Below are 11,736 nucleotides of genomic sequence, written 5' to 3' on the forward strand. Positions count from 1 at the left end.
GATGGCTATTTCACATTAGGTGAAACCATATTTTCCGGAATTACCACGGCATCAAACTGTTCGGCAGTGACCAGGTTCAATTCGACCGCGACCTGTTTTAAGGTTTTGCCTTCCTTATATGCTGTTTTTGCCACTTTAGCAGCATTTTCATAACCAATCACCGGATTTAAAGCAGTGACTAACATCAGTGAATTATGCAGGAAATGATCAATTTTTTCGCGGTTGGGCTCAATGCCAACGGCACAATGATCATTAAAGCTGTTACATGCATCGCCCAACAGTTGAATCGATTGCAACAGGTTAAATGCAATGACCGGCATAAACACATTCAGCTCGAAGTTGCCCGAAGCTCCGGCGACATTAATAGTCGTATCATTCCCCAGCACCTGTGCCACCACCATGGTCATGGCTTCACTTTGGGTTGGATTGACCTTGCCGGGCATAATGCTTGAACCTGGCTCATTTTCAGGAATACGGATTTCACCAAAACCGCAGCGCGGACCACTGGCCAACCAGCGAATATCATTGGCAATTTTATTTAAACTCACTGCCAACGTCTTTAAAGCCCCAGAGGCAAATACCGCAGCATCACGCGCAGCTAAAGCTTCAAATTTATTCGGAGCCGTTACAAATGGCAAACCGGTTAAATTAGCTAACTGTGCTGCAGCTTTTACTGCATACTCCGGATGTGCATTTAAACCTGTTCCAACTGCTGTGCCCCCCAAAGGCAATTCATATAAACCCAGTAAGGCATAATGCAAACGTTTTAAGGCATGATCCAGTTGTGACACATAGCCACTAAATTCTTGCCCGAGCGTTAAGGGTGTTGCATCCTGTAAATGGGTACGGCCAATTTTGACAATGTCGGAAAATTCTTGCGATTTAGCCTCTAGAGTATCGCGTAAACGTTGTACGGCAGGAATCAGCAATTCATAGATTTGCAGGCTTGCAGCCACATGGATGGCTGTCGGAAAAGAATCATTGGTCGATTGTGCACGATTGACATGGTCATTGGGGTGAACCGGCTTTTGAGAACCCAAAGGATTACCCAGTCTCTGGTTGGCAATATTAGCAATGACTTCATTACAGTTCATATTACTTTGCGTACCTGAACCTGTTTGCCACACCACCAGTGGAAATTGACTATCCCACTTTCCAGAAATCACCTCTTCTGCAGCATTGACAATATAATGTGACAATTCATGAGGAATTTGACCTAACTCGGCATTGGTCATGGCGGCCGCTTTTTTGACCAAGCCCATCGCCCGAATCATCGGTCGGGGTAAACGTTCTTGACCAATCTTAAAGTTTTGCAAACTACGCTGTGTCTGCGCACCCCACATTGCTTCACTTGGAACTTCTACCTCGCCCATAGTGTCATGTTCAATACGTGTTTGCATTCTCCACCTCATATCGATGTCGTTTTATGATTTAAACCAATTCAATAGTTTTGACATATTTACTGATCTTAATCAAACATATTATAATTGTAAATGATTATTATTTACATTATTCACTTTGTTTCTCAGCTGCTTTAATTTCCCTTCAGTGTTTGTTGATAAAAACGCCAGGCATCTTCAATAATTTGGGTAATGCTGCGCTTAGGTTGCCATTTTAAAATTTCATGGGCTTTGCCTGAGGTCGCCCCCACCTGATCCAATTCAGCATAAGTATAAAACGGCACATCCATGGTTTTGATTTCAGTCTGGGTGACTTTTGAAACTTCACTGAGCAAGGCTCGAATGGACATATTTTGTCCTGCAATATTAAAGGCATCACAGGTATAAGGCTGAGTCCTTAACCATTGTAGAGTCGCTAAAATGGCATCACAGCAATCCAATACATGCAAAAAGCTGCGCTCAACGGTACGGTCCAGGGTTTGGGCTTGCTGTCGCAGTTCAATATAATCACGTTTTTTCGCTGCAACCTGTAAAGCCAGTGGAATAATATTTTTCGGCAATGGCGCCACAAATTCTCCAAGCACGCCATGTTCAAAAGCACCGGCAATGTTGCATAGTCTTAAAATGGCAATTTTCCATTCGTTGTCGGTCAGTGCGGTATCACGGATAATTTCTTCCGTCATCTGCTGCGATTTGATATAGGGATTGGGGTAGGAATAATTAAATGGCGTATCTTCGCTCAGAATTAAGCTGGACTGACCATAGACTGCCAGACTGGATAAGTGAATTAAGGTTCGAATGCCTGTACGCTGCATAGATCGCAGCAAACTCATAATACAACTGACATTATCGTTATAATATTCCAACGGTTTAAGCGCAGATTCTTCTATCGATTTAAAACCAGCGGTGTGAATGACGGCTTCTACAGAATATTGTTCAAAAACTTTGTTTAAGGCGGGTGTATTTCGGATGTCAATTTTGACAAAAGGCACATACATGCCGGAAATGTATTCAAGTCGTTCTAAGGTTTGTAAAGTTGCATTGGATAAATTATCAACAATGATGACTTCTTGTCCATGAGCCATCAGGCTTAACGCAATATGTGAGCCTATAAAGCCTAAACCACCCGTCACTAAAATCATTGTATAGATACTCCTTATAATAATCAGTACCTTGCAACTTATTGGTGTAATCTTGGTGTTTACAACAACTTATCCACAGATATTAAAAGCAAAAAACCGACTCAAAATTCTCTTGAGTCGGCTAATCTGCAAGAGCACTATCACACCATCTTAAAGATTTGGAATATTGCATGTGTTGCAGTTATGGCTATGAACTGTATATTGTTTATGAAAAAAATAAAAAACTTATTCAATGAATGGTAAAACTCATCAAGAGGAATAAAAATGAAACCATGGGAATACTTTTACATAGAACACACGATAAGACATGATCCTAGCCAAACAACTAGACACACATAGCCATCTTTGTTGTTTTTTATTGTGAAGTATATGCACCATCGACCACATACTGACTGCCAGTCACAAATGAAGCATCATCAGAAAGCAGAAAGGCAACGACCTGAGCAACTTCTTCCGGATTGGGACTGTTCTAAATTTTGTGTAAGTACTTAATTTTCATTTATCCTTCAGAGGATAATTACAAAAGGTACTTCACATGGATGAAGCAACAATCAAAAGTATGGCTGCCGAATTGGCTAAAGGTCTAAAAACACCAGAAGACTTAAACCAAATGACAGCAGTCTTTAAAAAATTCATGATTGAAACTGCACTCAATACTGAACTTTCAGACCATCTGGGTTATGAAAAGCATCAGCCCAAGAAAGGCTCAAATAGCCGTAATGGTTTTAGCTCCAAAACAGTTCTAACACAAGATGGGCAGCTTGCTTTAGATATCCCTCGTGATCGTGACGGCTCTTTTGAACCACAGATTATTAAGAAGCATCAAACGCGCATTACTAGCATGGATGATCAAATTCTTTCGCTATATGCGAAAGGAATGACAAATAGAGAAATTGTTGCTTTCTTTAAAGAAATGTACGATGCCGATGTATCTGCCTCCCTTATTAGTAAGGTGACGGATGCTGTCATTGAACAAGTGACAGAATGGCAAAATAGAACACTCGATAGTCTTTATCCTGTTGTCTATTTAGATTGCATTGTTGTTAAGGTTCGTCAGCATTCAACAGTAATCAATAAATCAGTTTATTTAGCATTAGGCATTAACCTGGATGGCCAAAAAGAACTTCTTGGCATGTGGCTTGCTCAAACAGAAGGTTCCAAATTCTGGCTGTCAGTCATGACAGAGCTTAAAAACCGAGGAGTGCAAGATATTCTTGTTGCCTGTCTTGCGAAGCAGCGCTTCTCAGGGCTAAAAGGCTTTCCTGATGCGATAGCCTCTGTCTATCCTCATACTGACATCCAGCTGTGTATCGTGCATGTTGTACGCAATAGCCTGAGATTTGTGAGCTGGAAGGACTACAAAGCTGTAACAGCAGGATTGAAGGCGATCTATCAGGCAAGTACAGAGGAAAATGCTTTAAAGTCCCTAGATATCTTCTGCGATCAATGGAATCACCAGTATCCAAAAATTGGAGAATCCTGGCGGGCAAATTGGGAAAATATCCGAACGATCTTTAGCTATCCTGCTGAAATACGTCATGCGATTTATACAACAAATGCAATTGAATCATTGAATAGCGTGATTCGCCATTCAACTAAGAAGAGAAAGATCTTCTCTTCTGATGATTCAGTGAAAAAGGTCATTTATTTAGCAACTTCAAATGCTGCTAAAAAATGGACCATGCCAATTCAAAATTGGCGTTTAGCGATGAATTGGTTTACGATTCAGTTCGATGATCGATTAAAAGATCATTTATAAAAAATGGAACTTACACAAAATAATTTACAGGCTCTCCGGATTGCCTGCTCGACCAATCGGATGTAATTTCACCATCTCTCCCTCATCAATTTCAGCACTTAAAGGCGTTTTAATATAACCTGGATGTACCGAATTAATGCGAATACCTTGATCCGCATATTCCAATGCCGCTGCTTTTGTTAATCCGGTAATAGCATGCTTTGCAGCCACATAACCAGGAATATTTTTAAACCCGATTAAGCCTGCAATTGAAGAGGTATTAACAATCGCTCCACCTCCAGCAGCCAATATTGCAGGAATCTCATAGCGCATGCTATAAAATACCCCATTTAGATTAACATCAAGCACACGATGCCACCCATCAATGCTCAATTCTGCAGTTGGGTTAAGTTCCCCCAGAATTCCCGCATTATTAAATGCTAAATGCAGTGCACCATATGTACTAACAGCAAATTCAACCACTGCTTTCATATCTTCAGGCTCAGCTATATTGGCTTTATTTGCTACAGCTTTCCCACCTAAAGATATGATCTCATTAGCAACTTTATGAACAGTTTCCATGTTAATATCTGAAACCACCACACTTGCGCCCTGTTGGGCCAAAAGCATAGCGGTACTTTTGCCAATACCAGAACCAGCTCCAGTAACTAAGACCACTTTATTATTGAATTTATTTGACATAATTTTTTCCATTTCTAATTTTAAGCGTAAGTCGCAAGACTTTGTAATGTTCAGCATCTCAATTCTTTGTTGAGACTGGGTCTATAATACTATTCTGCATGAGTTCAACATATTTTTATGTATATTGATCTAACTAAAGTCATACAGCACATTCTCTATATTGAACTAAAAATGAGTTTGTTTAACGCCAGCATACTTTTTGAAACACCACCCAAAATTCTATACGCCTAGTTGTTAAACAAGCTTAAATAAAATAGTAATATATTAAGCATACTTTAATGATCAAATACTACGGATAGTATTTGATCGCACAGACCCACTTCGGTGGGTTTCTTATTTCTGAAATAAACTTTCGCTATTTTATAGGCAAGGTCGGATTCGAAGGTAAGACCTGTAATAACTAAGTAGCACTAATTCCCAAAACCCATCCCTGTGATGGGTTTCTTTTGCCTATTCTTGCTTATAATTTATTTACAAATAAAAATAATCACTTGAGAATTATATCAGAGCTTCTTCCAAGTCATGATGCTAGTTACATTGGCACTTTTAGCTTTACCATTGACTTTCATTTGGTCTCCAGCAGCATTTAAACTGGCATCAATATCATATACACGTCCATCCTGCGTATTAATCCAAATACCCTTGTTAAATTGTTTATTGCTAGTATCAGCAACCAGACCTTTAAGAGCTTCCATTCCAAAAATTGGCTGATTCTTCAGTTCACCTTGGCATTTGCTACATACTTCAGAATTTGCAACACCAGGTAAAGATCGATTTTTAGTAATGACAGCACTGTACTGTTGTGTTTTAGAATTCTTGCGAATCACGATGTCTGAAACATAATAACCAGTACGATCATCAATAACTTTCCAAGTGCCAATTAACGGATCGAATGGCATAGCGGCTAATGGATTGATTAGCCCAAAAAATAATGCAGTAGCAGCAAAAAATTTACGGTTCATAAAAAGTATTTACAATTCAAAGAAATAAATAAGCACGGCTGTGCTCAAAATTGGCGAGAGTATAACAATTATTTTTCTATTAAGACATTAATTTCATTAGATTTAAATATATATCTGCTAGCTATTCCCAAAATTAATCAAAGATTAAAATCAAGATATCATCATTTTTACAACGTTCACTTACCTTACTATCAAGCCAAAATCAAAGAAAACCATGACATGTAATAATGAAGTAACGCTACCCAACCCATCCCAGTGATGGGTTTTCTTTTGAAAAGGCCAGCATTGGTGTAGATCTGGTTCAAATTACTTTTTATTTTACCAATAATATGAAAAAAGGAAGGGAATATAGGGAATTTCATGCAGATAAAAAAATAGGTTTTATGATTTTTAACTTTAACAAACCCAATTAAATCATTGTTTTTAAATAATTATTTTTGAAATAATTTTAACATTAAGTTCTGAATTCTTTAGATACCACCTAAAATCATTGTATACTACCCTTTTCTTATGAAGTTTGGATGCATCAATATTGGATTGGGCATTCTTCAAGTGAATTTCGATGAGTACCTTATTACTAATTACCTCCGCTCCAACCTCGATCTATGCCTGGCATGCCTTGGGTCTTGCTCAGGCCTTGCACGCTAAAAACCAGCCATTTCGCGTGTTCTTCTATCAGGACGGTGTTGCTGTAGCAAATGCCTTGCAATGGGTTCCGGATGATCAGCGTAACTTGACCGAAGAATGGCAGAAACTGGCGATTCGCTTACCGGTATGCGTGAGTGCTGCGTTGGCGCGTGGTATTAGCGATGAAGAAAATGCCAAACGACATCAAATTAGCCAACACAATCTTGCGCAAGGCTTTGAACTGGTTGGTCTGGGTGAACTTGCCGATGCAGTACAGTCAACACAACGTCTGATTCAATTCTAAGACGATATTTTTTTGGTATTTGTTGCTTTTAAAAGGTAAATTGTGTGAAATCTGTACTCGTTATTCTGACCCAAGCCAATCTGGCCAATCTGCAGGTGCATGAAAGCCTGTCTGCCACGATGGTACTGGCAACTTTTGGCTGTGAAGTGAAAGTTTTACTGCAAGATGCAGCCTTAAGTTTACTCAATGCCGAACTGCCATTTGATCAGCTTAAACATGCCTTTAAAGTGGCATCCAATATGGTCGATAGCTTTGAATTTTATGACCTTAGCCCGATTTTGATTGAAAACAAACATCAACATTCACACTTTGTAGCCAATGCTCAACAGGATATTGAATTTGTTGAGTTAAATCCTGATTTCATTCAAAGTTTTGATTTTGTATTGTACTGGTAAAGTTGAAGAGTAAACTGATTATGTCGAATAAAAGCTTATATTTGGTGCAAAGTACTTTTTCAGCAACCCCGAATGTTTTGAGCAAATTGCAACAGGTTTATAGCCCTGAAGATACGGTTGTGATGATGGGGGAATCGGTCCTGCAACTACAGCATCCATTTCTGCAACCATTGGACAAGGTGTATGTACTGGACACCGATGCGGAAATCCTGGCGGGACAAACAACCAAAAATTTACAGCTGATTTCTTATGCAGAATTTGCAGATATTTGCCTCAACTATACCCGCTGTATTCGCTTGAACTAATTTGAGATTTATGATGAATTTAGAACTCGATCAAGATGGTCACTTAATCGATTACACCATTTGGAATGAAACGGTGGCTCAAGAGTTGGCAAACTCTATGGAGCTACAACTTACAGCGTGGCATTTTGAAGTTTTGCATGCAGTACGCCAGTTCTATCAACAGTTTGGACATTCACCGGCAACACGCCCACTGATCAAATTCCTGATGAAAACCGTCAGTGCCGATATCAATAATGCCGTCTTGCAAGAGCAATTTAAGACCGGTCTGGTAGCACGTCATTTAAGCCGTCTGGCAGGCATTCCTAAACCGCCGAATTGTCTATAAATCCTGAAGGAAAAGATTTAGGATGATATTTTGTGCTGTTCCCGATAGTCGTATTCATCTCACGTCAGTTCAACTTTAACCTGCCTGGCATGCAGCGTTTCATGACACTCAGAACATACCCGTCACGGGATCACTTTATGACCACATCTTTTATACATATATTGCATCGGCTGTCCTAAATCTTCATTCATCCATTGATCTGCCCAATGTGCCATAGACATTAAAAAGGGATTCAGTCTGCATCCAAACCCTGTTTTTTACAGTCGACTGCCAACCAAGTTTTTTTAAAAGTGAATTTTATCCCGATTTTCCTCAATAATTTTTAACCATGCCCGTGTTGCAGGGTTCATGGCAACGGTGGTATTCCAGGCCATGCTCAGCGTCCAGTTCAGATGCGGGCTTTCCAGCAGGCTGATGTTAAATTTCTCCTGATCCAGCTGTTCACAGTAAATTTTTGGTAACAAAGCAATCCCGACATCCGACTCGACCATTTTGGCAATAAAGTCCCATTGGCTACTTTTACAAACCACATGCGGTTCAAAACCGACGTAATTCGCTGCCTGAATAATCATATTGTTTAAAGTGAAGGAATCATCATAAAGCAAAAAAGACTCTTCTTTTAATTCAATCAATTTTACGGTTTGTCGATCCTTCCACTGGGTATCTTTTCGAGAAAGCAAACATAAGGGCGAATCCATAATAGGAATACCGCTCAGTACCGGTTTTAAATGTCCCAATAAAATGCCAACATCGACTTTTTTCGCCAAAATGGCATCTTCAATCGCAGCTGCACCGACTTCCAGAAAACTTAATTCGATATGTGGATATTGCTTGTGAAACTTGGCAATTAAACTACTGAGTAAAACTGAACCTAATGGCGGTAAACCTAGGGTTAATTTGCCCTGTTTGAGCTGCCGGATTTTAGCCACTGTTTCAAAAATACGTTGCTGTTGTTCCAGTATGACCAAAGCATGTTGATACACTTGTTCACCAGTATAGGTTAAGGCAACATCCCTTTTACGCCCGGCTTCTCCCTTATGAAATAAAGCCACACCAATTTCCTGTTCCAGGTGATGTATGGTCTTACTGATGGTGGGCTGGGTCACACACATCTCCTCTGCTGTTCGGGTAAAACTTTGCAATTGCACGATTTTAACGAATACGCTCAGACTCTTAATATCCACCTATCATTCCATTTATGCATAATATTTTTTTTATTATTCATAATATGAACACATGGTCAAATTTAAAATACCTGCAAGTTTTTATATTTTCTGATTATGTCTACTTCTTCACGTTCTGCTCCATCAATTTATATTACTCAGGTGGTATTACAGCTCAGTCTGCTGATCTTCATCTGGTGGATTTCCTCACTGATACAACATGCGCTCAATTTACCGGTTTCTGCCGGAGTTATTGGCCTGTTACTGGTGTTAATGGCTTTACTGAGTGGCCTGTTTAAACTGCAATGGATTAAAACAGGTTCAGATTTTATTCTCGGTGAACTGGTGTTGTTATTTATTCCCTGTGTAGTCGGCATCATTAAATATAAAGACCTGCTTTTGACCCAAGGCTGGCAACTGATTTTATCAGTCGTGATCGGCACTTTCTGTGTGATGCTGGCTACAGCCTATAGCGTATATTTCGGTTTTAAACTGGAAGCCCGTTTAAAGCATAAATCACAATCCCGACACCTGTTAGAACAGGGAAAATAATATGAACCTGACTGCGCTTATATGTTTTCTCGGGACACTCATCTGTTATGTACTGGCTAAAAAACTGCATAAAAAATATCCCTACATGCTGTTGGCACCCGGTATTTTTGTGCCTCTTATTCTGGTGATATTGATGCTGGCGTTCAATATTTCCTATGATAGCTATATGGTGGAAAATCAATGGCTGATCTGGATGTTGGGACCTGCGACCATTGCCTTTGCCATTCCGATTTATGAATATCGCAAAGTCATTACAGCACATGCCTTGTCGATTGGTTTAGGCATTGTGGTGGGCATGATTGCCGGTGTGATCAGCGCATTTTATCTGGCAAGATTATTTCATTTTGACCAGGCCACGTCTTACAGTTTAATGGCCCGTTCCATTTCTACGCCCTTTGCCATGGAACTCACTTCCCATATAGGCGGTTCGGTTGAACTGGTGATTTTATTTACCATGATTACCGGGATTGCGGGTGTAGCGATGGGAGATATGCTTCTACTGGCACTCAAACTCAATTCACGCTTTGCTCAAGGCGCGTCTTTTGGGAATGCGGCACATGGTTTTGGTACCAGTAAAGCCTTTATGCGCCATCGTGAGGAAGGTGTGGTGGCCTGTTTGACCATGGTACTTGCAGGGGTATTTATGGTGCTGCTGGGACCGGCAATTATTTCCATGGTCGTGACTTATTTATAAGTGATAATGCCCATGATACGGAAGTGATGCTGTTGAGGTGATCAGGCTGCTCACTTCCTCTTTTTAATCATGGAATGGTTAAATAAAAACTCGCTACAATAAAACTCAAAAGACTCACCGCCTCGCAAATTTCAATACTCGCCCCTACCGTATCACCGGTAATTCCCCCAATACGCTGGATAAATTTATACCTTAAATAAAGCAATGTACCTAGCATAGATAAAGCACACAGCATTCCAGCCCATCCCCAATACACTGATGTTAGTAAACTTAATACACATACAATAATGGCGGCAGTTTTCGGAATAAATTCTGCAATTGAAGTGCCTAAACCTTTTTGGCGCACATAAGGGGTGGTTAAAAATAAAAATAACGGCGCTAAACGACCCAATAGCGGAAATAAAATCAGGGCTGAATAGTATTGCTGTTCCAATAATACATACAGTGCCGACCATTTTATTAGGCATAGAATGATTAAACTCAGCACCCCTATTGGCCCACAGCTCGGGTCTTTCATAATAGCTAAGGTACGTTCAGGATCACCAAAACCACCAACCCAGGCATCAGCAGTATCAGCCAGACCATCCAGATGCAACCCGCCTGTCAGCCAAATCCACAGCACTAAAATCACACTACTTAATAAAATAACGGGGATCGCCTGTAAAAGATGGGCAAGTGCAAATAAAATCAGGCCAATAATCAGTCCAATCACAGGATAAAACAGCAAAGATTGAGCATTTTGCTGTTTGCTCGGCATCTGTTTTAATTGAACTGGAAATATCGTTAAAAACTGCAGTGCAATAAAAAATGGCGTCATGCTGATTGCTCCACATATTCAATGCTTAAATCATCATGTAGAATGAAATGATTGAATTGCCCCAGTTCAGCAGACATTTTTAAAATATTGTCCAAGGGTTGATTGAATGCCAGACATTTTAACAGTTTAATCACCCCACCATGCGTGACCACCATTGCATGTGCAAATTGATTGTGCTGCATGGAACCCTGAATTTGTTGCAGCGCATGTAAAATACGCTGCTGAAACTGCTGCATTGTTTCTGCATTGGGTGGACTAAATCGGGTTGGAGTTTCCCAGAACTGCGCCAATACATCCGGCTGCTTTTCATAGATCTCTTGCGTAGAAACAGCTTCCCAATCGCCAAAATGCATTTCCTGCAAATTTCGATCTAGAATAAGTTCAAGCTTTAAATTGCTGGCAATTTCATCTGCAAATAAAGCACAGCGCTGCAAAGGCGAACTAAACACAATATCCCAGGGGTTAGGTGAATTATTTTTTAAGAATTGATCTACCGTTTGTTGCATTTGCTGCCAGCCTGAATCCGTCAAGGCGTCATCAGTTGAACCACGCAAAGTATGACTCAGCTCGGTCTCGCCATGACGCAGCAAATCAATCCTGTACATCTTAA

14 protein-coding genes and 1 pseudogene are annotated in these 11,736 nt (G+C 40.1%); 7 read left to right on the forward strand and 8 right to left on the reverse strand.

Translation table 11 applies throughout. The annotated features are described in order from the left end of the window. Positions 1 to 5: 5 nt before the first annotated feature. The 3 genes and pseudogenes from fumC to ACE01T_RS09285 all read right to left on the reverse strand — a co-directional run. Positions 6 to 1,400, reverse strand: a complete 1,395-nt coding sequence (fumC, locus tag ACE01T_RS09275; protein ID WP_180042600.1) for a class II fumarate hydratase — start codon at positions 1,398 to 1,400, stop codon at positions 6 to 8. A gap of 134 nt (positions 1,401 to 1,534) precedes the next feature. Continuing rightward, positions 1,535 to 2,542, reverse strand: coding sequence for an SDR family NAD(P)-dependent oxidoreductase (locus tag ACE01T_RS09280; RefSeq protein ID WP_180042601.1), 1,008 nt, complete (start codon positions 2,540 to 2,542; stop codon positions 1,535 to 1,537). A 355-nt stretch (positions 2,543 to 2,897) separates the two neighbouring features. Next, positions 2,898 to 3,002 (reverse strand): annotated as a pseudogene (locus ACE01T_RS09285) (SDR family oxidoreductase); the annotation flags it as partial. Between the two features lie 75 nt (positions 3,003 to 3,077). Here ACE01T_RS09285 and ACE01T_RS09290 point away from each other — a divergent pair. Continuing rightward, positions 3,078 to 4,301 carry an IS256 family transposase gene (locus ACE01T_RS09290; protein ID WP_395519158.1) on the forward strand — a complete coding sequence of 408 codons (1,224 nt, stop codon included), beginning with the start codon at positions 3,078 to 3,080 and terminating at the stop codon, positions 4,299 to 4,301. A gap of 24 nt (positions 4,302 to 4,325) precedes the next feature. Here ACE01T_RS09290 and ACE01T_RS09295 read toward each other — a convergent pair whose 3' ends face one another. Together ACE01T_RS09295 and ACE01T_RS09300 are read right to left on the reverse strand one after the other, a co-directional pair. After that, a complete protein-coding gene (locus ACE01T_RS09295; protein WP_257224477.1) occupies positions 4,326 to 5,039 on the reverse strand; it encodes an SDR family NAD(P)-dependent oxidoreductase in 714 nt (237 codons plus the stop codon). Between the two features lie 446 nt (positions 5,040 to 5,485). Beyond that, positions 5,486 to 5,944, reverse strand: coding sequence for a DUF2147 domain-containing protein (locus tag ACE01T_RS09300; RefSeq protein ID WP_180044429.1), 459 nt, complete (start codon positions 5,942 to 5,944; stop codon positions 5,486 to 5,488). A gap of 562 nt (positions 5,945 to 6,506) precedes the next feature. Here ACE01T_RS09300 and tusD point away from each other — a divergent pair. From tusD to ACE01T_RS09320, 4 genes are read left to right on the forward strand one after another with little or no spacing between them, the layout of a single operon-like run. Next, on the forward strand, positions 6,507 to 6,875 hold the full coding sequence (gene tusD, locus ACE01T_RS09305; RefSeq protein WP_166171770.1) for a sulfurtransferase complex subunit TusD: 369 nt from the start codon (positions 6,507 to 6,509) through the stop codon (positions 6,873 to 6,875). Between the two features lie 44 nt (positions 6,876 to 6,919). Beyond that, entirely contained in the window at positions 6,920 to 7,270 is a 351-nt protein-coding gene (locus tag ACE01T_RS09310; protein ID WP_086197063.1) for a hypothetical protein, read from the forward strand. Positions 7,271 to 7,290: 20 nt separating this feature from the next. After that, positions 7,291 to 7,575, forward strand: a complete 285-nt coding sequence (locus ACE01T_RS09315; RefSeq protein ID WP_180044427.1) for a hypothetical protein — start codon at positions 7,291 to 7,293, stop codon at positions 7,573 to 7,575. 13 nt (positions 7,576 to 7,588) lie between these two features. Further along, positions 7,589 to 7,900: a TusE/DsrC/DsvC family sulfur relay protein gene (locus ACE01T_RS09320; RefSeq protein ID WP_180044431.1), complete on the forward strand. Its 312-nt coding sequence runs from the start codon at positions 7,589 to 7,591 to the stop codon at positions 7,898 to 7,900. A 284-nt stretch (positions 7,901 to 8,184) separates the two neighbouring features. Here ACE01T_RS09320 and ACE01T_RS09325 read toward each other — a convergent pair whose 3' ends face one another. Next, positions 8,185 to 9,084, reverse strand: coding sequence for a LysR family transcriptional regulator (locus tag ACE01T_RS09325; protein ID WP_180044425.1), 900 nt, complete (start codon positions 9,082 to 9,084; stop codon positions 8,185 to 8,187). 96 nt (positions 9,085 to 9,180) lie between these two features. Here ACE01T_RS09325 and ACE01T_RS09330 point away from each other — a divergent pair, with 96 nt between their 5' ends. Together ACE01T_RS09330 and ACE01T_RS09335 are read left to right on the forward strand one after the other, a co-directional pair. Further along, the gene (locus ACE01T_RS09330; protein WP_180044423.1) at positions 9,181 to 9,615 is read left to right on the forward strand and encodes a CidA/LrgA family protein; all 435 of its coding nucleotides are present in this window, start codon (positions 9,181 to 9,183) and stop codon (positions 9,613 to 9,615) included. Position 9,616: 1 nt separating this feature from the next. Next, complete coding sequence (locus tag ACE01T_RS09335) at positions 9,617 to 10,309, forward strand: LrgB family protein (protein ID WP_180044421.1); 693 nt, start codon at positions 9,617 to 9,619, stop codon at positions 10,307 to 10,309. A 67-nt stretch (positions 10,310 to 10,376) separates the two neighbouring features. Here the strand turns inward: ACE01T_RS09335 and ACE01T_RS09340 are convergent, their stop codons facing one another. Together ACE01T_RS09340 and ACE01T_RS09345 are read right to left on the reverse strand one after the other, a co-directional pair. Next, positions 10,377 to 11,126, reverse strand: coding sequence for an adenosylcobinamide-GDP ribazoletransferase (locus ACE01T_RS09340; protein ID WP_180044419.1), 750 nt, complete (start codon positions 11,124 to 11,126; stop codon positions 10,377 to 10,379). Beyond that, on the reverse strand, positions 11,123 to 11,731 hold the full coding sequence (locus ACE01T_RS09345) for a histidine phosphatase family protein (RefSeq protein WP_180044417.1): 609 nt from the start codon (positions 11,729 to 11,731) through the stop codon (positions 11,123 to 11,125). Before ACE01T_RS09345 ends, ACE01T_RS09340 begins: the two co-directional genes overlap by 4 nt. Positions 11,732 to 11,736: the final 5 nt, after the last annotated feature.

The organism is Acinetobacter uliginosus, assembly GCF_044130295.1.
Classification (GTDB): domain Bacteria; phylum Pseudomonadota; class Gammaproteobacteria; order Pseudomonadales; family Moraxellaceae; genus Acinetobacter.